The sequence below is a fragment of the Romboutsia hominis genome, assembly GCF_900002575.1.
GTDB lineage: Bacteria > Bacillota > Clostridia > Peptostreptococcales > Peptostreptococcaceae > Romboutsia_C > Romboutsia_C hominis.
The window spans coordinates 2,198,458-2,222,375 of sequence record NZ_LN650648.1 but is presented as its reverse complement, the minus strand read 5'-3'; the positions used below and the strand labels follow the sequence as shown (position 1 = coordinate 2,222,375).

Sequence of the window (23,918 nt, the reverse complement as noted above, 5' to 3'; positions counted from 1 at the left end):
ATAAAAATATAAGGGTATAATTAAAAAGCTAGAATAATTGATGGAGATGAGACTTAATATGGAAAATTTAACACCAAGATGTTATAAGAAAAATCTACTATTAATAGCAGGAATAGTATGGATTTTAGCAGGAGGTATGGTTTTAAAACTTGGACTTGATGTATTTTTAAGTTTAAGAAGCAAAGTTATAATATCAATAATAGTATCTATAGTGATATTTTATATATTCTTTAATTTTATATTTAAAAAATTAGTTAATAAACATAGAGATAGGATAGCTGATAAAGATAAAGAAAAACTATGTATATTTTCATTCTTTGACACTAAAAGCTATATAATAATGGCTGTTATGATGACATTAGGTATAACTATTAGAGAAAGTTCATTTGTAAAACCAATATACTGGTCGCCAGTATATATAGGTATAGGAAGTGCATTATTTTTAGCAGGTATTTTATTTATAGTACAATGGAAAAGATGGAAATAGATAAGGAGTCTTATGACTTCTTTTTTTGTTGTCATAAATTTTATGTTTATTTAATAGAATTTATATATACAAAGGAGGAGGATAGTTATGTATGAACTTAGCAATGAAGTTATAAATTCACTAGCCATTAACGTAAGGGACAAAATTAAAAATATAATAAAAGATGGCATAAGTATAGAGGAGATAAGGCTACGCTGTAATAAACCACTTATCATAAACTCAAATAATAAGGACTATTTTTATAACATAAACTTGAACAAGCTTGAAACTAGCTATAATGATTCATACATAGTAACTAAGGATGATATAGAGCAAAGTTTTCAAATGATATGCAAATATTCAATACATTCTTTTATTGATGATATAAAAAAAGGATTTATAACATTAAGGGGAGGTCATAGAGTAGGTATTGTTGGAAAGGCAATAGTTGAAGATGGACAAGTTAAAAATATAAAGCATGTATCATCTTTAAATATAAGAGTATCAAAGGAAGTTATAGGATGTTCTGATAAAATTTTAAACCATATCATAAAAGGAAGCAATTCAGTAAATAACACTCTAATAATATCTCCACCTCAGTGTGGGAAAACAACTCTAGTAAGAGATATAGTAAGAAATTTAAGTAATGGAAATAAAGATTATGGATTTAAAGGTATAAAGGTTGCTTTAATAGATGAACGTAATGAAATAGGAGGATCATATCTTGGAATACCTCAAATGGATGTAGGTATAAGAACTGACATAATAGAAACTTGTCCTAAAGACATAGGAATAATAATGTTACTTAGATCTATGTCACCTAATTTAATAGTAACAGACGAAATAGGTAGTAAAGATGAAATAGATGCCTTATATACGGCTTTAAATAGTGGTGTTAGCTTAATAACCACGGTACATGGTGATTCTATAGAAGATATAAAAAATAGAAAAGAGTTAAACAGATTATTAGATAAAGAATTATTTAAAAAAGTAATTATACTTTCTGCTAAAAAAGGTCCAGGAACAATTGATAAAATATATGATTTAGAAGAAAAGAGATGGTATTTTGCAAATTAAAATTGTAATAATAGGTATTTTAGTAGCTTGTAGCTACTTAATAGGTGAATATATAAGCAAAGCTTATACAAATAGGCATAAACAAGTAAATGATCTCATAAAAATATTAGAGATAATGAGAATGGACTTGCACTTTGGTATGTATACCTTAGAAGAAATATTTGAAAGACTTTCATTAAAGAAAGAATATTTTACACATAAGTTTTTTATGCAGTTAAAATATGGACTTACAAATAATACTGAAAAAATATTAGAAGATATTTTAAACGACAATATAAGTATTTTAAAAAAAGAAACCTATTTACAAGATAAGGAGGTTGATGAAGTTAAAAAACTTATATTAGCTTTAGGTAAAAGTGATATAGAATCTCAAACTAGAATGATTGATTTATGTATAGAAAATTTAAAAGGCATAACTAATGAAACTAAAGAAGATATAAATAAAAAAGGTGCAGTTTATAAAAAATTATCTACAATTATAGGATTGGCTATAGGAATAATTTTGATATAGGAGGATTAGTATGGATATTTCACTAATATTTAAGTTAGGTATAGGAGCACTTTTAATAACAATAATTAATACTATATTAGATGCTTCAGGCAGAAAAGACTGGCAAATATATGTCACTGTAGTAGGAGTAGTTATGGCATTTACAATTGTATTAAAAGAGGTAAGTGTTTTATTTGATACAATAAAGACGATGTTCATGCTTTACTAAGTAGGGGGTGACACTTTGGAAATTATAAAACTTATTGGAGTCGCTATACTGGCAATGACTATTTGTTTAATTATAAGGCCTAAAAGACCAGAGATGGCAAATTTCATAGCAATAATTGCAGGGGTAACGATACTTTTATCTGTAATATTTAAGCTAAACTTTATAATTGAAAGCATACAGAACTTAGCTCAAAAAGCTAATATACCATCTGTATATATAACTTTAATAATAAAATTAATAGGGATAGCCTATCTTATGGAATTTGCAATACAACTTTGTAATGATTGTGGAGAAAAAAGTATAGCCTCTAAATTAGAATTTGGAGGAAAAGTAATAGTTATGACTATGTCTTTTCCAATACTCTTATCTATTGTAGAGATGATAATAAATATTATCCCGTAGGAGAATGATTACATATGAAAAAAAGCTTTTTAGCATCTATACTTACGATATTTATGATTATGGCATCTTTTTCTATAAGTTTTTCAAATGAAAATGATAAAGATGAAAACTATAATGAAACAAAGAAAAGTATAGATAATTATATAGATAGTCAATTAGAAAAAATAAACATAGGAGAAATAGAAAATTTTATACAGGATTCGGTAGTAGTAGAAGAGGTTGATTTAAAAGTATTTATAAAAGAGCTTATAAGTGGAGAAAAGAAAATAACAGATTTGTTTAATAAAGAATCTATAAAATATATGTTATTTGATGAATTTAAAGCAAGTCTAAAAGTAGCATCACTAATATTAGTACTAGCACTATTATCATCTTTACTTAAAAGTTTACAAAACTCTTTTTCATCGGGAGCAATAAGTCAGATAATTACTTATATAATATTTATAACAATAGTATCTCTTACGCTAGTCGGATTTAAAGATATACTATCAATATGTAATGATACTATAGATTCCACCGTAAATTTAATGAAAGTAATAATGCCTATACTTATAACATTATTGGTGCTTATAGGATTTCCTATTACATCAACAGTTTTAAACCCAATATTTATAGGTGGAGTTGCATTCATAAATATAATTTTTAAACAATTTTTATTCGTATCAATTTCTGTAGCATTTGCAATTCTAGTCGTAAATAATTTATCTCAAAGTATAAAACTAAAAAAACTATCATCTTTTATAAGACAAATAAATTTAGTTTCTATAGGAGCAATGTTTACCATATATTTAGGACTTGTATCTATGCAAGGCTTATATGTAAAAAATATAGATAATTTTACAGTTAAAACAGCTAAATTTGCCCTAGGAAACTTTATTCCAGTGGTAGGTAATTTTGTATCTGATTCAGTTGATATACTGCTCTCATCATCGCAGCTTATAAAAGGTGTATTTGGAGGAATTGGCCTTGTATTAATAGTTGGAATTTGTTTGGTTCCAGTTATAAAAATATTATCTGTAGTATTGGTTTATAAAATATCTGCTATAGTAGTAGAGCCTATAGGAGAAGAGAAAATATCAAGTTTTTTAAATGAAATAGCCAACTTAATGGTAGTAATGTTGGCTTGCATAATCGCAATTGCAATAATGTTTTTTGTTACAGTAGCAATAATAACTTCAATAAGTGTAGTAGCTCAAGGATAAGAGGTGGGTTATGTTAGAAGGTATAAAACAGTGGATTATAACTATACTAATAGGTGCTTTTATAGTAAATGTAGTTAATATGATTTTACCATCGTCTAAAATAAAACCATATATAAATTTAGTATTAAATTTCATATTTGTGTTTATAGTTTTAACTCCAATTATAAATATATTTTCATCTAATATTAGATTGGAGGACACTATTTTAAAGTCTATGGCTAAATATAATAAAGAATATGTAGATAGTATGAATAGTTTGGCAAATGAAACAGGTAAGGATAGCTTAAGTAAAGGATATGAAGATGGACTTAAAGAAGTCTTAAAGCTAAAGCTAGATGAGTATGGATATGAATTAGAAGACGTAGATATAAATGGATCTGATATAGAAAATATAAAAGTTAAAGAAAAAAGTAGTAATAAAAGTGGAAAAGAGGACATACAATCTAAAGAAAAAGAAAAAATAAAACAAGCTTTTAATGAAAGCGATGAAAGTCAAAAAGGAATAGATGAAGATAAACTAAAAGAGGACTTAATAGAGATACTAGATGTATCTATAGAAACTATAGAAATTGATTAATAGGAGTTGTGGGAATGTTTAAAAACCTAAATGAAAAAGATAAAAAAAAGATATACACATTATTATCTTTAGTAGTAGTTTGTGCAATAGCTCTTATCGCAATGCCAAGTTTATCACCAAAAGATAATAAAGAAAAAGAAGTAGTTAAAAAAAATGAACCAGAAACTACTAGCTCTTCAAATCAAGAAAAAAATTTAGAAAGTAAACTAAAGGAAATACTATCAAAAATAGAAGGAGCTGGGGAAGTAGATGTAATGATAACATTTGAGTCTAGTGAAGAAATTCAACCTGCATATAATTCAAACTCAACTACAGAAAAAACAGAAGAAAAAGATACTAAGGGAGGAGAAAGAACTATAACAACATCAAGTGATAATAAAACTATAATAACATCAGGTTCAAATGAACCAATAGTATTAAAAACTAATGAAGCAAGTATAAAAGGTGTAATAGTAGTATCAAGTGGGGCTAGTGACCCGACTGTTAAAGAAACACTTTATGATGCTGTACAAACTGCTCTTCAGGTAGCAGGGCATCAAGTAGAAGTATACACAAAGTAATAAATATTAAACTGGGGGGATAAAAATGAAGTTTGATTATAAGGGTAGAGGTTTTGTTGTAGTAAGTTTAGCAGCGATGTTAGTAGTAGTAGGAGCTGTGAATTATAAGTTAAGTGAAAAATCAGCTATAGAAACAGGTCAAGAGCTAAAAGCATATGAAGAAGCTCAAATAGAGAAAAACTCAGAAAAGAAATCTGAAAATAAAAAAGATAAAGAAGACGATGTAGAAGTCGTAGATAGTAAAAAAAGCGAAGTTAATGAAAAGGTAACTGAAACAAGTAAGGAGATAAAAAGTCAATTAACATCAGAAAAAAATATGAAAAAGTCTACATATATACTAGATATGAAAATGACTAGAGAAAAGCAAAGAAATGAATTAAGTGGACAATTAAACGAAATGATAAATAATCCATCTACTTCGGATAAAGCTAGAGAAGAAGCATCAAATATGAAGCTTAAATTAGTTAAAGACCAGGAAACTGAACTTAAAATAGAAAACTTATTAAGTACTAAAGGTTTTGAAAATGCACTAGTATATATAAGTGATGAAAGTGTAAATGTTGTAGTAAATGAGAAAAAATTTGAAAAGAAAGATGCAGCAAAAGTATTTGATTTAGTAGCAGAAGAAGCAAAAGTAGATTATGAAAATATAAAAATTATGAACAATGAAAATTAATATAAAACAAAAAATATACATATTAATATAAGGAAAACAATAACCTTAGAATTTAACTAAGGTTATTTCCTTGCAAAGTTTAATGGTATTTGGTATTATTATAGTTATAAAATAGTTCCTTATATAAGGGGGTAAGTTTATCATGGAAAATAATGATTTTGGACAAGTTAAAATATCTAATGATGTAATATCTACTATAGCAGGTCTTGCAGCATTAGAGATAGAAGGCGTTGAAACGAATACAACATTAACAGATAAATTATTTAAAAATAATGGTGTAAAAATACAAGTAGAAGAAGAGGAAGTTAGCTTAGATGTTATGGTTATGATAGAGTATGGTGTATCTATACCAGACATAGCTTTTAAAATTCAGGAAAATGTTAAAAACACTGTTGAGACAATGACAGGATTAAATGTTTCTCAAGTTAATATACATGTTCAAGGAATCAGCTTTAAGAAAGAAAAAGCTGAAAGAGAAGAAGCTAAGCAAGCTAAGAAAAGTTAATCAAACCCTCTGAAAATCAGAGGGTTTTTTATTGTGTAATATGTACATAATATCAATTAGAGGAGGATTAAGACTAATGAAGAATGATAAGGCGAGAAAAGTAACTACAAGAGAGTATATGATGAAATTAATATATCAAACTCAAATAACTAAAGAAGATATGGGTGATGTATTAGATAAATTTTTAAATGATCAATTAGAATACATAACAAATAGATATGAAGAGCTTAGATTACAATATTCAAATAACCCAGAGTTAAAATTAGAAAATTTAAAAGCTGATGATGTTATAGATAGAGAATATATGGCTCAAATGTGTAAATTATTAAGTGAAAAATCGGACGAAATAGATGCAATGATAAACAAATATGCTAAAAATTGGTCAGTTAATAGAATGGCAAAGGTAGACTTAGCAATATTAAGACTAGCTATATGTGAAATATTATTTGTAGAAGAGATACCAAATAAAGTTTCAATAAATGAAGCTATAGAAATGGCTAAATTATACTGTGATGACAAAACTCCTAAATTCATAAATGGAATATTAGGAAGTGTCGTTAGTGAAACAGAATCAAAATAATATAATAATCGGAATAGATACTAGCTGCTATACAACTTCTATAGCAGCTATATCTTTAGATAAAAAAGTAATATTTAATGAAAAAATATTACTTAAAGTAAAAAAAGATAGCAAGGGATTAAGGCAAAGTGAAGCTGTTTTTCAGCATATAAATAATTTAGGAGAAATAGACAGTAAAATAAAATCGATTATAAATAAATATAATATAGTTGGAATATGCGCATCTACAAAACCAAGACCAATTAAAAACTCTTATATGCCAGTATTTACTGTAGGATATAATTTTTCTAAGCTGTGTTCAACAATGATAGGTTGTGATTTATATGAAACTACTCATCAAGAAAATCATATAGAAGCAAGTCTTTTAGATAATAAATTAAATAAAGAAAAGTTCTTATCTGTTCATATGTCAGGAGGGACAACAGAAATACTGCTTTGCACTAAAAATAAAGAAAGCTATGACATAGAAATAGTAGGTGGAAGCAAGGATATAAGTTTTGGACAACTTATAGATAGAGTTGGAGTTAAGATGGGATATGATTTCCCTTGTGGTAAATATATAGATGAAAATGCACTAAATTGTGAGTCTGCAATAAAACAAGGTTTAAAAACTTCTGTAAAAGAAGGATATATGAATCTATCAGGTCTTGAAAATCAAATAGATAATATAATAGGTAATTGTGGCAAAGAGTACATAAGTAAATTAGTTTTAGATGCAGTAGTTAGAAATATGATAAAATCAATAGAGCATATAAGTAAAGAATACAATATAAAAGATATAGTATTTGCTGGAGGGGTATCTGCTAGTAAGTATATATCAAAAGAGTTAACAAATAGATTAAGAAAATATAAGATAAATGCATATTTTACTAAACCGGAGTACGCAACAGACAATGCTGTTGGTTGTGCTTTAATAGGAGTGAAAAAATTTGAAAATAAGAGCCTTAACTATAAGTGAAGCTAATTCATATATAAAAAGAATATTAAGCAATGACCCTATCTTATACAATTTAAAAGTAAAAGGAGAAATATCAAATTTTAAAATACATAGTAGTGGAAACGTATACTTATCTTTAAAAGATGAAAATTCAAAAATAAATTGTGTTATATTTAAAAATAATTATAATAAAGACTTAGCACTAACTAATGGGACTAAGATTATAGCTAATGGATATATATCTGTGTATGAAAGAGATGGTTCTTATCAGTTGTATATAAATTCTATAGAAACAGAAGGTATAGGAAATTTATATATAGAGTTTAATAAATTAAAAGAAAAGTTAGAAAAAGAAGGATTATTTGACAATAAATATAAAAAGCCTATTCCAAAAATACCAAATTCTATAGGTGTAGTAACATCACAAACAGGTGCAGTTATAAGAGATATAGTAAACGTAGTAAAAAGAAGATACCCAAAAGTTAATATAAAGTTATATTCTGTTAATGTCCAAGGTGAAAGTTCAAAGTATGATATATGTGATGGGATAAAATTTTTTAATATGATGGATAACGTAGATACAATTATAGTTGGTAGAGGTGGAGGTTCTATAGAAGAACTATGGTCATTTAATGAAGAAATGGTAGCTAGGGCAGTCTTTGAGTCTAATATACCTATAATATCTGCGGTAGGGCATGAAACAGATTTTACTATATGTGATTTTGTAAGTGATATGAGAGCACCTACACCATCGGCAGCAGCAGAAATAGCAACACCATCATTAGAAGAATTAAATTTTAAACTAGATAACATATTAAATAGAATGAATAAATCATTAACTAGTAATATAAATATAAGCGAGCATAGACTAAATCATACTATGGATAAGATAAATAGTTATATTAAGTCCTATATAATAAGAGATAAAATTATACAATTAGATAGGATATATGATAAAATAACACTTGAAGCAGAAAAGAAATTAAACACAGAAAAAGATCGACTTTCAAAAACTGGAGCAATACTTCATAATATGAGCCCTTTATCAACATTAGATAGAGGGTATAGTATATTATCAAAACATGGAGTTACAGTAAACAGTATAAAAGAGATAGATTTTAAAGATAACTTAGATATAGTTTTAAAAGATGGAAGTATTGAGTGTACTGTTGAAAAAATAAAATCAAAAGAGGTATAGACATGAATCTAACGTATGAACAAGCCTATAAAAAATTAGAGGAAATTCTAGAAAAATTAGAATCTAAAAATGCTAGTTTAGATGAGTCATTAAGTTTGTATGAACAAGGTATAAGTCTTTACAAATATTGTAATAAGCTTTTAGATGATGCGACATTTAAAATAAGTAAATTTAATAAATTAGGTGTAGAAGAAGAATTTGATATTAGGGAGGAATAAACGTGGAATTTAAAGCAGTGCTAAAAGAAAAAGCAAGCTATATAGAAAAATTATTAAAGGAGTATATGCCAAAAGAAGAAGGATATCAAAAAACTATAATGGAGGCTATGAATTATAGTTTAAGTGCAGGTGGAAAAAGGTTAAGACCGATACTTACATTAGAAGCATGTAAATCAGTAGGTGGAGATTATAAGGATGCGATACCATTTGCTATGGCAATAGAAATGATACATACATATTCTTTAATACATGATGATTTACCAGCACTTGATAATGATGATTTAAGAAGAGGTAGAAAAACAAATCATATAGTATTTGGTGAAGATATGGCTATACTTGCAGGAGATGCCCTTTTAAATTATGCTTTTGAAGTTATGCTTTTAGGTTCTATGAACAAAGAAAATCCAAACAAATATTTAAATGCTATGTATGAGATAGCATCAGCTGCAGGAATAAATGGTATGATAGGTGGACAAGTAGTAGATGTTCAAAGTGAAAATAAGAAAATATCTAAAGAAAAATTAGATTATATACATAACAATAAGACTGCAGCTATAATGATAGGATGTATGAGAGCGGGAGCTATAATAGGAAATGCAAATGATAATGAATTAGAAAATATAACTAAATATTCAAAAAATATAGGACTAGCCTTCCAAATAGTTGACGATATATTAGATATAGTTGGAGATGAGTCTAAGTTAGGAAAAAAAGTAGGAAGTGATATAGACAATAATAAATCTACTTACCCATCCTTAATAGGACTAGAAGAGTCAAAAGAAGAAGCGAATAGATTAATAAAAGAAGCTAAAGAAGCATTAACACAAATATCAAATGATACAGAATTTTTAAGCAGTTTAGCTGATTATATAGTGGACAGAGAGTATTAAGGAGGAACGATGGATTTTTTTTCACAAATTTTTAGCAACAAAGTTTTAGGGATAAGTATATTTGCTTGTTTCTTAGCACAATTTATAAAAATATTTACAGGAAAAGATAAGAGAATAGAAATTTCTAGATTATTTACATCAGGAGGTATGCCAAGTTCTCATAGCTCATTTGTAACTAGCTTATCAACACTAGTTGGCATAGAAAGGGGATTTCAATCAACTGATTTTGCTATAGTATGTGTATTCTCTTTAATAATAATGTATGATGCAACTGGAGTAAGACGTTCTGTAGGAAAACAAGCGGCAATACTAAATCAAATTATAGATGATGTACAACATAGAAAACCAATAAAGCATGAAAGATTAAAAGAGCTAGTAGGTCATACTCCTAAAGAAGTATTGTTTGGGGCTATACTAGGTATATTAGTAGCATTATACTTCGTGTAAATTGAAAAAATATACAATGTATGATATAATTCGTATTTGACAAAAGTATTAAAATTATATGTCTATAAGTAAAATTATAGATAGTTAAATTTTATATAGATTAAGATACTTGAAATAGTAAATATTTTAATACGGTTATAAAATGAATATAACTTAGTCAATACTAAGGTATATTCATTTTTTAGATGTTAGAATTTTATAAATAAAATTTGTATAAAGTAAACTATAGACTATTAATTGTATTAATAGCTGATAAATAAAGGTGAGGATTATATGTATAAATATTTAGATAAAGTAAACTCTCCAAGTGATATAAAGTTGATGAACGTTGAACAAATGGATGAACTATCAAAGGATATAAGAAAATTTTTAGTTAAATCTGTTTCTCAAACAGGAGGGCATTTAGCTTCCAATCTAGGGGTTGTAGAGCTTACACTAGCATTGCATAAGGTATTTGAAAGTCCGAAAGATAAAATTGTATGGGATGTTGGGCATCAATCTTATGTACATAAGATGATAACTGGAAGAAAAGGAGAATTTAATACACTAAGACAATTAAATGGTTTAAGTGGATTTCCTAAAGAATGTGAAAGTCCACATGATATATTTGATACAGGTCATAGTAGCACATCAATTTCAGTGGCACATGGTATTGCATGTGCAAGAGATATAAAAGGTGAAGATAGTAATGTCATAGCTGTAATTGGAGATGGATCAATAACAGGTGGTATGGCACTAGAAGCATTAAATCATCTAGGACATACAAAAACAGATATGATAGTTATATTAAATGATAACGAAATGTCTATAGATAAAAATGTTGGTGGAATGTCTAGGTATTTATCTAGTATAGTTAGAAACTCAGCAGCTAATAAAGTAAAAAATGAAGTTGAAAAGATATTAAATATAGCTCCTGGAGGAGAGTTAATATCTAAAACAGCCAATAAATTTAAAGATAGTATAATAAGTACATTTATTCCTCAAGAATGCGAGTTATTTGAGTCTTTAGGAATAAAATATTATGGTCCTATAGATGGGCACAATATTAAAGAATTAATAGAAATTTTAGAAAAATGCAAACAAAAAAAAGGGCCAAAGCTTCTTCATGTTATAACTAAAAAAGGTAAAGGATATAGATTTGCAGAAAATGAACCACATAAATATCATGGAGTGTCAAAATTTGATATAAGAGAAGGTATAAAATCATCAGGTACAAAATCTATATCTTCATTAGTTGGAGAGAAATTAGTATCTATGGGAGAAAAAGATGATAGAGTATGTGCAATAACTGCAGCTATGCCATCGGGTACAGGATTAAATCTATTTGAAAAAGTATACCCAAATAGATACTATGATGTTGGTATAGCAGAACAACATGCAACTACATTTGCTGCAGGACTTGCAAAAAATGGATTAAAACCGTATTTTGCTGTATACTCATCATTTTTACAAAGGGCATATGACCAAGTAATACATGATGTATGTATAACTAAAAAACCTGTAACATTCCTTATAGATCGAGCTGGTATAGTAGGTAATGATGGTGAAACTCATCATGGTATGTTTGATTTAAGCTACTTAAATGCAATACCAAATATAACGGTTATGGCTCCTAAGGATTGCAAAGAGCTAGAGTTAATGATGGATTTATCTCTAGAATTAAAAGAGCCTGTAGCTATTAGATATCCAAGAGGGGGTAGTTATTACTTAGAAAGTGGTAAGTATGAACCTATAAAAGTAGGAAGTTATGAAGTATTGTCAAAAGGAGAAGACATACTTATACTAGCAATAGGAAATATGGTAAAACATGCTCTTAAAGCTAAAGAATTATTAGAAAAAGAGGATATAAATCCAACAATAGTTAACGCAAGGTTCTTAAAGCCTATTGATAAAAATCTTTTATCAGATTTGTTAAAAACTCATAAAAAGGTTATAACTATTGAGGATAATACAATAATAGGTGGATTTGGAAGTAGAATAAATAAATATATAACAGATAATAAAATTGATGTTAATATTATGAATTTAGGTCTTCCAGAAGCATTTGTACCTCATGGGAATGCAGATGAAATATATGATACAATAGGTCTATCTCCAGAGAAGATAGCAATGAGAGTAAAAGACTGTAAACTAGAAAGGTAATTTTATGAAAAAAAGAATAGATTTATTATTAGTAGAAAAAGGATACTTTGAAAGTAGAGAAAGAGCTAAAAAGGCAATAATGGCAGGTCTTGTATTTGTAAATAATCAAAGATGTGATAAAGCAGGTTCTGATGTTGATGAAGAAGCTAAGATAGAGGTAAAAGGAGATCCAATACCATATGTAAGTAGAGGTGGATTAAAGCTTGAAAAAGCCATGAATAACTTTGATTTAACATTAGAAGGAAAAGTGTGTATGGACATAGGTTCATCAACAGGAGGATTTACTGATTGTATGCTTCAAAATGGAGCATCAAAAGTATTTTCTATAGATGTTGGATATGGACAACTTGCATGGAAATTAAGACAAGATGAGAGAGTAGTTTGCATGGAGAGAACTAATATAAGACATGTTACTATAGAACAAACTAAAGAGTTTGCAGATTTTGCATCTATAGACGTATCTTTTATATCTTTAAAGCTAGTACTACCAAAATGCAAGGAATTAATACGTCCAGATGGTCAAATCGTAGCTTTAATAAAGCCACAATTTGAAGCTGGTAGGGAAAAAGTTGGTAAAAAAGGTGTGGTTAGAGAAAAATCAACACATATTGAAGTTATAGAAATGATATCTAATTTTGCTGTTGAAAATGGATTTGAAATATTAGGATTAGATTACTCACCGATAAAAGGTCCTGAAGGAAATATAGAGTATTTAATACACTTAAGAAATGGTAATGAAGGATATGAGTTTAATAAAGAACAACATACTAATAAGATAATAGAAGTTGTTGAAAATTCTCATAATCTAAATAAGTAAAACATTTATATGATTTATTAAAAGAGGGGGATTTAGAATTGATCCTTGAGTTATATATGAAAAATTGTGCTCTTGTTGAGGAGCTTCGTTTAAATATTGATAAAAATTTGAACATACTTACAGGAGAAACAGGTTCAGGAAAATCTATAATAATAGATGCATTAGGACTTTGTTTAGGAGAGAAATATGATAGATCTTTTTTAAGGAAAGGAACTGAAAAAGGTGTAGTAGAAGCTATATTTCACTCTAAAAATAAAGATTTAATAAAAGTACTTAATGATAATGATCTTGAACTAGATGATAATGATTTACTAGTTATAACTAGAATAATATATAGTGATGGAAAAAGTGTTGCTAGGGTTAATGGAAGAACTGTTAAGATGAATGTTTTAAAGCAAATAGCATCTAAGCTTATAGATGTTCACGGTCAACATCAAACACAAGCATTATTCAATAAAGATACTCATCTAGAATTTTTAGATTTATTTGGAGAACATGAATTAGAAGAATTCAAAATTTCATATAAAGAAATATATGATGAGTATAGTGATGTAAAAAAAGCTTTAAATATATTAACTGAAAATAAAGATGATATGCAAATTCAAAGAGAGATAGATTTATTAAAGTTTCAAATAAATGAAATAGAATCTGCCAATCTTAGCAAGGACGAATATGAAGACTTACTAAAACAAAGGGACGTCTATAGAAATGGTGAAAAAATCTTTAAAAATTTAAATATAAGTTATCAAAATTTATATGAAGGTCAGGTTAATGCAGTAGATTTAATAGGTAATGCAGTAAAAGAACTATCATCAATATGTGAATATGACAAAAGTTTAAGTGATTATAATAATGAGATAGAAAGAATAATGTATGAGCTTCAAGATATATCAAGAGAGATAAGAAATTATAAAGAAAATATAAATTTTGAACCATATGAGTTAGAACAAATAGAACTTAGAGTTGATGAAATAAATAACCTAAGGAGAAAATATGGAGAAACTATAGAAGAAATATTTGATTATCATCAAAATATAAAGAATAGATTAGATGAAATATTAAATAGAGATGAAAGAGTAGAAGAGCTTAAACTTAAATTAAATAAGCTTGAAAGTAAACTTAAAGAAAGAGCTGAGGCCTTAACTTCTCAAAGAAAGATAGTAGCTAAACAGTTAGAGAAAGTCCTATTAGAAGAGTTAAAAAGCTTGAATATGAAAAATGTTGCATTTAAAGTAAATTTTGAACAAGGAATATTCACACCTAGAGGAATGGATGATATAGAGTTTATGATATCATTTAACTTAGGTGAAGATATTAAACCTATATATAAAGTAGCTTCAGGTGGAGAAATGTCTAGATTTATGCTAGCATTTAAGACCATACTTGCGGATATAGACCAAATTGATACATTAGTATTTGATGAAATAGATACAGGTATAAGTGGAATAGCAGCACAAATAGTAGGAGAGAAACTTAGTAATATAGGAAAGAAAAAGCAAATTATTTGTATAACTCATTTACCACAGATTGCTGCTAATGCAGATACTCATTATTGTATAGAGAAGAGTACAGATAATGAAAGAACATTTACTACTATTAGAAAGTTAGACAAGGACCAAAAAAGAGATGAAATAGCTAGACTTATAGCTGGAAGTAATATAACAGAAAAAACTATTGAACACGCAAGTGAAATAATAGAACTAGCAAAAAGAAGCCTTTAGGGCTTCTTTTTTTGTATAAAAAAATCCAAAATAGGAACTATAAGTATATATATAAAAGAGGAGATATACTTATGAAAATTAAAAGAAATTCAGTATTTTTAACATTAGCAATTATGGTAGCTATACTTTTAATATCTATAACTTATGATGGTATAAAAAATTACTATATAGAGGCTGTAAATAAGAGTAATAAGTATGTTTATCCATGCGGTAATCTAATTGGAATAAAAGCTAAAACAGATGGAGCATTAGTAATAGGTTATGAAGATGAATCATTAGAGTATATAGGAGGGATAAAAAAAGGGGATAACATAATAAAAATAAATGAAAAAAAAATCGAAAATGCTTATGATATATACGAATATATAAAAGATATTAAAGAAGATTTTGTATATTTAACAGTTGAGAGAGATAGTAAAGAACTAGTTATAAAGATAAAATTAAAAGTAGAAGACGAAGAAAAAAGGTTAGGCTTATGGGTTAGAGATAAAGTTTCGGGAGTTGGAACTATGACGTTTTATGATCCAGACAATGAAGAATTTAAAGCAATAGGACATCCTATAAAAGATTTTGATACAAGTAAAATATTAAAAATAAAAGAAGGTAGTGTATATTATCCAACAGAAGTAAATCTAGAAAAATCAACAGAGAGTGTTATTGGTAATTTTGATTGTAATTTGGATGAATACAACTTAATAGGAACATTTAGCAATAATGATAATGAAGGTATAGAGGGAAATATAATAAACAACATAAAACACAAATTACCTCTTATAAAAGTGGGAAACAAGAATGAAATAAAAAGGGGTAAAGCAAGTATTTTACTTGAAAATGAGGAAGGATATGTATATCCATATGACATAAATATAGAAAATATATATGAAAATAAAGGAGATAAAAACATAGTTATAGAAATTATTGATGAGAAATTAGTAAATTATACAGGCGGTATAGTACAAGGCATGAGTGGTGCCCCTATTATACAAAATAATAAGCTAGTTGGGGCATTAACACATGTTTTTGAAGATAATGCCAAAAAAGGATATGGTATTTTTATAGATGAGATGATAGAATTAGATAAGAGAAATTAAAATTTAATATATTTTTCAATAGATTTCAAATATATTGAAGGAATATAATTTTACTATGTCGAATATGCTTAAGTATAAAGGGTTTTAATTTTAATATAAAAGAGAAGATGTTTTATTAATGGGGGGAAGTTTAAGTGAGCGATAAAATAAAAATAGTTTTAGCAGATGATAACAAGGATTTTTGTCAGGTACTTAAGGAGTACTTATCTAATGAAAGTGATATAGAAATATTAGGAATCGCAAAAGATGGTATAGAAGCACTAGATTTAGTAAAAAGATTACAACCAGATTTATTAGTGCTAGATGTTATAATGCCACATTTAGATGGATTAGGTGTTATAGAGAAGTTAAATTCTATGGATATACCTAAAATGCCAAAAATAATAGTTCTATCAGCTGTAGGACAAGACAAAATAACACAAAGTGCAATAAATTTAGGAGCAGACTATTATATAGTTAAACCTTTTGATTTTGTAATATTTATAAATAGAATAAGAGAATTAGTTTCAAACAGACCTGCACATGCAGACATAAAGCCTAGGGCTCATGCTGATATACAAATGACAAGAAGTGACTTTGTCAAAAATGTAGGTAATATAGAAACAGAAATAACTAATATAATACATGAAATTGGTGTTCCAGCTCATATAAAGGGATATCTTTATTTAAGAGAAGCTATAAAGATGGTAATAGATAACGTAGAATTACTAGGAGCTGTAACTAAGGAATTATACCCAAGTATAGCTAAGAAATTTAATACTACTCCAAGTAGAGTTGAAAGAGCTATAAGACATGCTATAGAGGTAGCATGGAGTAGAGGTAAAGTTGATACAATAAATCAACTATTTGGTTATACAGTGCATAATACAAAAGGAAAACCAACAAATTCTGAATTTATAGCTATGATAGCAGATAAATTAAGATTAGAGCATAGTATGGTTAAATAAATATAGCATTATAAAAGCCTTCTTAATATTAAGAAGGCTTTTATAATGCTATATTCAAAGTGTAAACAAGTGAGTATAAAGTATTATATATTTTAAAATTTGGTTATCTTATAAATATATATAAATTAAGGAGATATGTGATGTATATAAATTTACCGAAATCAGTAAAATTTATAATAGAAAAAATAAAAGAACATTGTGAAGAAGCTTATATAGTAGGAGGATGTGTCAGAGATAGTATATTAGGTATTTTACCAAATGACTATGATATAACAACTAGTGCAAAACCTAATAAAATAATAGATATATTTAAAGGCTATAAAATAATAGAAAATGGAATAAAGCATGGAACAGTAGGTATTTTAATAGAAGATGAGGTTTATGAGATAACAACATATAGAGTTGAAGGTGAGTATGAAGATAATAGAAGGCCTAAAAATGTAGAATTTACATCAAAGTTAGTAGATGATTTAAAGAGAAGAGATTTTACAATAAATGCTATGGCTTATAATGAAGAAGATAAACTAATCGATTATTTTGATGGAGTTAAAGATTTACATGATAAAAAAATAAGAACAGTAGGTAATCCTGATGAAAGATTTATTGAAGATGGACTTAGGATAATAAGAGCTATAAGATTTAGCAGTAAACTAGGATTTGATATAGAAAAAGAAACATTTGAAAGTATAAAAAGAAATTCTAGTATATTAAAAAATATTAGCAGAGAAAGAGTAAGTGATGAAATAAAAAAAATCATACTTAGTGAAAACCCTCAAAAACTAGGATTATTATATAGTTTGAATATATTTAAGGAGTTAGAGATATACTCTCATGTAGAGAATTATGAAGATTTTTGTACAAAGTTAACAATATTAAAAGAGTGTAATATTAGTTTAGAGCAAAGACTATTGATGATAGAATTTTTAATTTTAGAAAATAACACAAAAAGACTAAATAAGACAAAGGAAAAAATAGAGTTTTACAATAAAAATATAAGAAAAAATAATATTGTAAGCAAACTGAAATATCCAAATAATGTAACAAAATACATAAATAATATGATTGACTATATGCTAATAGATAATATAGATTTAGATAAGATTGGTATTAAAAAAATTCTAAATAAAATAGGAATTGATAATTTAAAAGATATTTTAAAATTGAAGGAAATATATTACAAAAAAGTAGGTGATTGTGAAGAGATTGAAGAATTAAGTATAAGAAAACATTCAATAGATAAATATACAGAATTTATAGAAGAAATAGCTAAAAATAATGAATGCTATAAAATAAATGATTTAGATATAAACGGGAACGATTTAAGGTTGATGGGGTATAGTGGAAAATCAATAGGAGAACAGTTAAATCTCCTTTTAGAAATAGTAATATGTAACCCTGAAAAAAACAGCAAAAGTGAGTTGATGAATTTATCAAGGTTAAATAAGATTGATTAAAATATACAAATATATTTAAAAAATCCTTATATAAAATTATAAACTGACTTTAAACATTTATTTTGTCGTTAAATAATGCTATAATGTAATGTGATTTTAAAAATGATATCGGAGGTTTAATTTATGAGAGTCGAAGGCCCTATTAAAGTAGATAGAAAAACAAAGAGGCTTGCAAAGAGACTTACGGGTGGAGAAATAGCTGTTATAAATCATATAGATATAGATGAAGTTGCAGCGAATTCTTTAGTAGAAGGTAAAGTAAAGCTAGTTATTAATGCATCACCTTCTATAAGTGGAAGATATCCTAATAAAGGACCTGGAATACTAACTGAAAAAAATATTCTTATAGTTGATAATATAGGTGAAGAATTATTTAATGAGTTGTCTGAAGGTCAAAATATTGAAATTATAGATGGTAAAATTTATAGAGACAATAAATTTTTAGGACAAGGTGAAGTATTAGGCAAAGAAGAAGTAGCAGTCAAATTAAAAAAAGCATACGAAAACTTAGCAGTTGAACTAGATAGGTTCATAGATAATACTATTGATTATGCAAAGAAAGAAAAAGGATTCATATTAGGAGAAGTCGAAATACCTAAAGTTAAAACTAATTACGCTAATAGGCATGTACTAATAGTTGTAAGAGGACAAGATTATAAGCAAGATTTAAGCACAATATTATCATACATAGAAGAAGTGAAGCCAATATTAGTTGGTGTTGATGGAGGAGCGGATGCGTTACTAGAGTTTGGTTATACTCCAGATGTTATAGTTGGAGATATGGATAGTGTTAGTGATGAAGCTCTTAAAAAAGCAGGTGAGATAATCGTACATGCTTATACAGATGGAAGGGCACCAGGTCTTAAAAGAGTTCAAGATTTAGGGCTAGATGCTATAGTATTTCCAGCACCTGGAACTAGTGAGGATATAGCTATGTTAATAGCTTACGAGTACAAAGCAGAGCTTATAGTGGCTCTTGGAACTCATTCTAATATGATAGATTTTCTAGAAAAAGGAAGAAAGGGTATGGCAAGTACTTTCTTAGTAAGATTAAAAATAGGATCAAAGCTTATAGATGCGAAAGGAGTTAACCTACTATATAGAAGTAAGTTAAAGATGAAGTATATATGGGCATTAATAGCTACTGCCTTATTCCCAATACTTATACTAGCCTCTTTCTCTCCAAGTGTTCAGCAGTTTATACATCTAATGCAGCTAAAATTAAAGCTATTACTACAAATGTAGATTTAGGAGGAAAAAAATGCATATAAACATGAAATATTATATAGTTACCATAGGAGCTATTTTTATAGCTTTAGGAATTGGTATGTTAGTAGGATTTAATCTAAATTATGATCAAGAACTTAGTAAACAACAAGCAAGTATGATCAAAGATTTAGATAGTAAGTTTGAAGTACTAAAAACAACAAATGATAACTTAGAAGAAAATTTAACTAATTTAAATAAATATTATGATGAAGCAATAGCCATAATAAATCAAAATTCAGATAAGATAATAAAAGATAGTCTTGTAAATAAAAATATAGGAATAATATCTACAAATGAAAAAAATGATTATAGTAAAGAAATTGCAAGTATAATACAAAATGCTGGAGGAAATGTAGCATTTGATATAGTACTTACTAGCAATATAGAAAATAAAGATGCTTTAAAGAAAGCATCAGAAGAACTTTCAATTGAACTAAACAATGCAAAAGATGTTATAAATTATATAGCAGAATCTTTAAAAGAAGAAGGTAGTATATCTAAGTTAGAAAATCTTCAACGTTTAGAGTTAATTAAAGTAGAATCTATAGCAGAAAATTATATAGATTATGATTCTGTAGTTTTAACAGGTGGAAGTGAAGATAAAGTTCAAAAAGAAAACTTTGATAAGATAGATGAAGCTTTAATAACTAAATTAAAAGAACAAAATAAATATATAGTAGGAGTTCAAAAAAGTAATACTAAAAATTCTTATATAGACTTATATTCTAAAAACAAAATAGCAACTATAGATAATATTGAAGAAGGAATAGGTAAAGTTTCTTTAACTATATTATTAAATGAAAAAGGAGCTACAGGGGATTTTGGTAGATTAGAAAGTGCAAAACAATTATTCCCTTATAAGAAATAAGAAAAGGAGAAAAAATATGAGTTCTTACATAAGTATAATAATACCAGCTTACAATGAAGCAGATAAGATCAAGGACACATTAGAAAGCATTACTGATATAAATGAAATAGATGAAATTGTAGTTGTAGATGATGGTTCTAGCGATAATACTACAGAAATAGCATCTAGTGTTAAAAATGACAAAATAAAAGTGTTTAAATTAGATAAAAATAGAGGTAAAGGATACGCATTAAACTATGGGTTAAAAATAGCTATGGAAAATGCAGATATAATAGGATTTTTAGATGGAGATTTAGGAAGTTCAGCTAGTGAAGTTAAAAAACTTATCATGCCTATATTAAACAACGAAGCCGATGTTATTATAGCAAAATTCCCTCCTGCAAAGAAAAAGGGAGGACTAGGATTTGTAAAAAGATTAGCTAAAGAATCTGTATTTGAGATGACAGGTGTAGAACTAGACTCTACTTTATCAGGACAAAGGATATTTAAAAAAGAAGTATTAGAAAAATTTGAAGAGATTCCATATGGTTATGGTGTAGAAGTAGGTATGACTATAGACATATTAAAATACGGTTACACAATCAAAGAAGTATTAGTAAATATGACTCATAGTGAAACAGGAAGAGATTTAAAAGGTTTTATTCATAGGGGAAAACAATACTACCATATAAAGAAAGTTTTAAAAGCAAAAAATAAAGAATGGAGGTAGTATATAGGTGAAATATTATATACTTTATACTGTTTTATTTATAACAGGATTGCTTGGAACCTATGTTGTTATCCCTTTATTTAAAAATTTATTAATAGATAGTAATGTATTAAGACCAAATTATAAAAAAGATATGATACCAGTTAGTATGGGTATAGTATTTTTACCTATGATAATAATAAATGGTATTATTATAGGATTTGTAACTAATGATGTTAATAAGCTACTATATTTATTTATGTTCATATTTGGAATAATAGCAATGTTCTTTGCAGGAATATTAGACGATATAATAGGAAATAGAGATGTTAGTGGGCTTAAAGGACATTTTAAGAGTTTGTTTAAAGGAAAGCTTACAACAGGTGGATTTAAGGCATTATTTGGAGGATTTATAGGTATATTAATATCTATAGCAATATCTAAAGATATATTAGATATAATTGTAAATACTCTTATAATAGCACTTTCTACAAATCTTATGAACTTATTAGATTTAAGGCCTGGAAGAGCTATAAAGGTATATTTAATAATAGGGTTAGTTTTACTTTTAACATTAGCAGGATTTGAAAAAAGTCTACTTCTTTTACTGCTTCCAAATGTATTAGCATATTTTAATTACGACTTAAAAGCTAAAGCTATGATGGGAGACACAGGATCAAATGTTTTAGGTATATCTATAGGAATACTTATATGTATGGGGTATTCATTTAATATTAGATTAGCTTGGTTAGCATTTTTAATATTTATACATATACTTACAGAGAAGTATTCTTTAACTAAGATAATAGAGAAAAATAAGTTCTTAAATTTCATAGATAAATTAGGAAGGTAAACTTATGATAAGTAAAAGAATAGGAATTGTAGATTCTATAAAAGATAAGAGTGAAAAATTAGAAGATATAAGAGTTAATATAAATGGAGAAATACAAAAAGCATACAACTACCCTAAGATGACAGGGAGTGTAAATGTAGGTGATGAGGTTGTATTAAATACAACAGCTGTTGAGTTAAGTTTAGGTACTGGAGGATATCATTTTGTAATAACTAATCTAAATAATATAGAATCAAGCTTTACAGAAGGCGGTCATATTATGAAATTAAGATATACGCCACTACAAGTTAAGGTAGATTCAGTTGAAGAACAAGAAAGTACTTATCATGATAAAATATCAAGCTTTAAAAGTTTAAATGATATGCCAGTTGTTGTTGGGACACTTCATAGTATGCTTACACCTTTTGTAGCATCATATAAAAGAAATAATAAAGATAAAAAAATAGTATATATAATGACAGATGGAGCTGCATTACCGATATACCTAAGTAAAAATGTAGAAACTTTAAAAAGTAAAGGATTAATAGACTATACTATAACTATAGGGAATGCATTCGGAGGGGATTATGAATGTATAAATATATATACAGCTTTAATAACTGCTAAAGAAGTATTAAATGCAGACTGTGTATTTGTTAGTATGGGACCTGGAATTGCAGGTACTGGAACTAAATATGGATTTACAGGAATAGAACAAGGACCTATATTAGATGCAGTAAAAAAACTTGGTGGAAATCCTATAGCTATACCTAGAATTAGTTTTGCAGATAAAAGAGAAAGACATAATGGAATATCTCACCATAGTATTACTATTTTTAAAGAAATTGTAAATGTTGATATAACAATACCAATATCAAATTATGAAAGTGATAAATTAAATAAAATAAGAGCACAAATAGAAGAAAATGATTTAAATAGACATAATATAGTATATATAGATAATAAAAATACTAAAGAAGACTTAGATTATTTTGGCCTGAAGGTAAGAACTATGGGAAGAAATTATGAACAAGATAAAGAGTTTTTCGAGGCTGCAAGTAGTGCTGCATATTATTTAATGGAGGTTTGTGATGGTGATAGAAGAAAAGACTATTAGTAGTGATAAAATATACACTGGAAAAACAATCAGCCTAAAAGTAGATACTGTAGAGACTATAAACCAAGGATATCAAAAAAGAGAAATAGTAGAACATCCTGGTGCAGTTGGTATATTAGCATTAAATGAAAATAATGAAATAGTATTAATTAAACAATTTAGAAAACCAATAGAAAAAGTTATATGGGAAATACCAGCAGGAAAGTTAGAACCTGGTGAAACACCAAAAGAATGTGCACAAAGAGAACTAAAAGAAGAAACGGGATACGATGCTTCAAATTTAAAACTAATACATAAGTTTTATACATCAGCAGGTTTTTCTAATCAAAAAATATACATATATCTAGCTACTGATATTACTGTAGGTGAAAGAAATTTAAATGATGATGAAGATATAGAAGTACATACTATAAGTTTAGAAGAAGCTTATAACATGGTTATTCAAAATGAAATAGAAGATGCAAAAACAGCAATTGGAATTTTAATAGCTAGAGAATTAATATAAAATGTCATAACCT

Annotated in this window: 28 protein-coding genes; all 28 read left to right on the top strand. The window is 27.3% G+C overall.

What is annotated here, in order from left to right:
- Window positions 1–46 precede the first annotated feature (46 nt).
- The 28 genes from FRIFI_RS10875 to FRIFI_RS10740 all read left to right on the top strand — a co-directional run bounded on the left by FRIFI_RS10875 (window position 47) and on the right by FRIFI_RS10740 (window position 23,905).
- Window positions 47–487 carry a hypothetical protein gene (locus FRIFI_RS10875; protein ID WP_166505853.1) on the top strand — a complete coding sequence of 147 codons (441 nt, stop codon included), beginning with the start codon at window positions 47–49 and terminating at the stop codon, window positions 485–487.
- An 87-nt stretch (window positions 488–574) separates the two neighbouring features.
- The gene (spoIIIAA, locus tag FRIFI_RS10870; RefSeq protein ID WP_092924422.1) at window positions 575–1,543 is read left to right on the top strand and encodes a stage III sporulation protein AA; all 969 of its coding nucleotides are present in this window, start codon (window positions 575–577) and stop codon (window positions 1,541–1,543) included.
- On the top strand, window positions 1,533–2,054 hold the full coding sequence (locus tag FRIFI_RS10865; RefSeq protein ID WP_166505852.1) for a stage III sporulation protein AB: 522 nt from the start codon (window positions 1,533–1,535) through the stop codon (window positions 2,052–2,054). Before spoIIIAA ends, FRIFI_RS10865 begins: the two co-directional genes overlap by 11 nt.
- Window positions 2,055–2,064: 10 nt before the next feature.
- A complete protein-coding gene (locus FRIFI_RS10860) occupies window positions 2,065–2,262 on the top strand; it encodes a SpoIIIAC/SpoIIIAD family protein (RefSeq protein ID WP_092924426.1) in 198 nt (65 codons plus the stop codon).
- 15 nt (window positions 2,263–2,277) lie between these two features.
- Complete coding sequence (spoIIIAD, locus tag FRIFI_RS10855; protein WP_166505851.1) at window positions 2,278–2,664, top strand: stage III sporulation protein AD; 387 nt, start codon at window positions 2,278–2,280, stop codon at window positions 2,662–2,664.
- A gap of 14 nt (window positions 2,665–2,678) precedes the next feature.
- The gene (gene spoIIIAE / locus FRIFI_RS10850; RefSeq protein ID WP_166505850.1) at window positions 2,679–3,866 is read left to right on the top strand and encodes a stage III sporulation protein AE; all 1,188 of its coding nucleotides are present in this window, start codon (window positions 2,679–2,681) and stop codon (window positions 3,864–3,866) included.
- A 10-nt stretch (window positions 3,867–3,876) separates the two neighbouring features.
- Window positions 3,877–4,443, top strand: a complete 567-nt coding sequence (locus FRIFI_RS10845; protein ID WP_092924432.1) for a stage III sporulation protein AF — start codon at window positions 3,877–3,879, stop codon at window positions 4,441–4,443.
- 14 nt (window positions 4,444–4,457) lie between these two features.
- Window positions 4,458–5,003 carry a stage III sporulation protein AG gene (locus FRIFI_RS10840; protein WP_092924434.1) on the top strand — a complete coding sequence of 182 codons (546 nt, stop codon included), beginning with the start codon at window positions 4,458–4,460 and terminating at the stop codon, window positions 5,001–5,003.
- Window positions 5,004–5,028: 25 nt separating this feature from the next.
- Complete coding sequence (locus tag FRIFI_RS10835; RefSeq protein WP_092924436.1) at window positions 5,029–5,679, top strand: SpoIIIAH-like family protein; 651 nt, start codon at window positions 5,029–5,031, stop codon at window positions 5,677–5,679.
- Between the two features lie 142 nt (window positions 5,680–5,821).
- On the top strand, window positions 5,822–6,184 hold the full coding sequence (locus tag FRIFI_RS10830) for an Asp23/Gls24 family envelope stress response protein (RefSeq protein ID WP_092924438.1): 363 nt from the start codon (window positions 5,822–5,824) through the stop codon (window positions 6,182–6,184).
- Between the two features lie 76 nt (window positions 6,185–6,260).
- Window positions 6,261–6,764, top strand: coding sequence for a transcription antitermination factor NusB (gene nusB, locus FRIFI_RS10825; protein ID WP_092924440.1), 504 nt, complete (start codon window positions 6,261–6,263; stop codon window positions 6,762–6,764).
- A complete protein-coding gene (locus FRIFI_RS10820; RefSeq protein WP_166505849.1) occupies window positions 6,745–7,722 on the top strand; it encodes a Kae1-like domain-containing protein in 978 nt (325 codons plus the stop codon). Before nusB ends, FRIFI_RS10820 begins: the two co-directional genes overlap by 20 nt.
- Window positions 7,694–8,899, top strand: coding sequence for an exodeoxyribonuclease VII large subunit (gene xseA, locus FRIFI_RS10815; protein ID WP_166505848.1), 1,206 nt, complete (start codon window positions 7,694–7,696; stop codon window positions 8,897–8,899). Before FRIFI_RS10820 ends, xseA begins: the two co-directional genes overlap by 29 nt.
- Window positions 8,900–8,901: 2 nt before the next feature.
- On the top strand, window positions 8,902–9,117 hold the full coding sequence (gene xseB / locus FRIFI_RS10810) for an exodeoxyribonuclease VII small subunit (RefSeq protein WP_166505847.1): 216 nt from the start codon (window positions 8,902–8,904) through the stop codon (window positions 9,115–9,117).
- Window positions 9,118–9,119: 2 nt separating this feature from the next.
- On the top strand, window positions 9,120–10,007 hold the full coding sequence (locus FRIFI_RS10805) for a polyprenyl synthetase family protein (RefSeq protein WP_166505846.1): 888 nt from the start codon (window positions 9,120–9,122) through the stop codon (window positions 10,005–10,007).
- 9 nt (window positions 10,008–10,016) lie between these two features.
- Window positions 10,017–10,454, top strand: a complete 438-nt coding sequence (locus tag FRIFI_RS10800; protein WP_092924450.1) for a divergent PAP2 family protein — start codon at window positions 10,017–10,019, stop codon at window positions 10,452–10,454.
- 273 nt (window positions 10,455–10,727) lie between these two features.
- Entirely contained in the window at window positions 10,728–12,596 is a 1,869-nt protein-coding gene (dxs, locus tag FRIFI_RS10795) for a 1-deoxy-D-xylulose-5-phosphate synthase (RefSeq protein ID WP_166505845.1), read from the top strand.
- 4 nt (window positions 12,597–12,600) lie between these two features.
- Entirely contained in the window at window positions 12,601–13,413 is an 813-nt protein-coding gene (locus FRIFI_RS10790) for a TlyA family RNA methyltransferase (RefSeq protein ID WP_092924454.1), read from the top strand.
- Window positions 13,414–13,451: 38 nt separating this feature from the next.
- Window positions 13,452–15,134, top strand: a complete 1,683-nt coding sequence (gene recN, locus FRIFI_RS10785; protein WP_092924456.1) for a DNA repair protein RecN — start codon at window positions 13,452–13,454, stop codon at window positions 15,132–15,134.
- A gap of 71 nt (window positions 15,135–15,205) precedes the next feature.
- Window positions 15,206–16,225, top strand: a complete 1,020-nt coding sequence (locus tag FRIFI_RS10780; protein WP_166505844.1) for a SpoIVB peptidase S55 domain-containing protein — start codon at window positions 15,206–15,208, stop codon at window positions 16,223–16,225.
- A 134-nt stretch (window positions 16,226–16,359) separates the two neighbouring features.
- Window positions 16,360–17,172, top strand: coding sequence for a sporulation transcription factor Spo0A (gene spo0A / locus FRIFI_RS10775; protein WP_092924460.1), 813 nt, complete (start codon window positions 16,360–16,362; stop codon window positions 17,170–17,172).
- 140 nt (window positions 17,173–17,312) lie between these two features.
- Window positions 17,313–18,626, top strand: coding sequence for a CCA tRNA nucleotidyltransferase (locus FRIFI_RS10770; RefSeq protein ID WP_166505843.1), 1,314 nt, complete (start codon window positions 17,313–17,315; stop codon window positions 18,624–18,626).
- A gap of 123 nt (window positions 18,627–18,749) precedes the next feature.
- Window positions 18,750–19,871 (top strand): putative cytokinetic ring protein SteA, encoded by a 1,122-nt coding sequence (steA, locus tag FRIFI_RS10765; RefSeq protein ID WP_092924464.1) that lies wholly within the window; start codon window positions 18,750–18,752, stop codon window positions 19,869–19,871.
- 16 nt (window positions 19,872–19,887) lie between these two features.
- On the top strand, window positions 19,888–20,763 hold the full coding sequence (locus FRIFI_RS10760) for a copper transporter (RefSeq protein WP_166505842.1): 876 nt from the start codon (window positions 19,888–19,890) through the stop codon (window positions 20,761–20,763).
- 16 nt (window positions 20,764–20,779) lie between these two features.
- Window positions 20,780–21,472: a glycosyltransferase family 2 protein gene (locus tag FRIFI_RS10755; RefSeq protein ID WP_166505841.1), complete on the top strand. Its 693-nt coding sequence runs from the start codon at window positions 20,780–20,782 to the stop codon at window positions 21,470–21,472.
- A 7-nt stretch (window positions 21,473–21,479) separates the two neighbouring features.
- Window positions 21,480–22,304 (top strand): glycosyl transferase, encoded by an 825-nt coding sequence (locus FRIFI_RS10750; RefSeq protein ID WP_092924470.1) that lies wholly within the window; start codon window positions 21,480–21,482, stop codon window positions 22,302–22,304.
- A 4-nt stretch (window positions 22,305–22,308) separates the two neighbouring features.
- Entirely contained in the window at window positions 22,309–23,400 is a 1,092-nt protein-coding gene (locus FRIFI_RS10745) for a DUF3866 family protein (RefSeq protein ID WP_166505840.1), read from the top strand.
- On the top strand, window positions 23,375–23,905 hold the full coding sequence (locus tag FRIFI_RS10740) for an NUDIX hydrolase (RefSeq protein ID WP_092924473.1): 531 nt from the start codon (window positions 23,375–23,377) through the stop codon (window positions 23,903–23,905). Before FRIFI_RS10745 ends, FRIFI_RS10740 begins: the two co-directional genes overlap by 26 nt.
- Window positions 23,906–23,918: the final 13 nt, after the last annotated feature.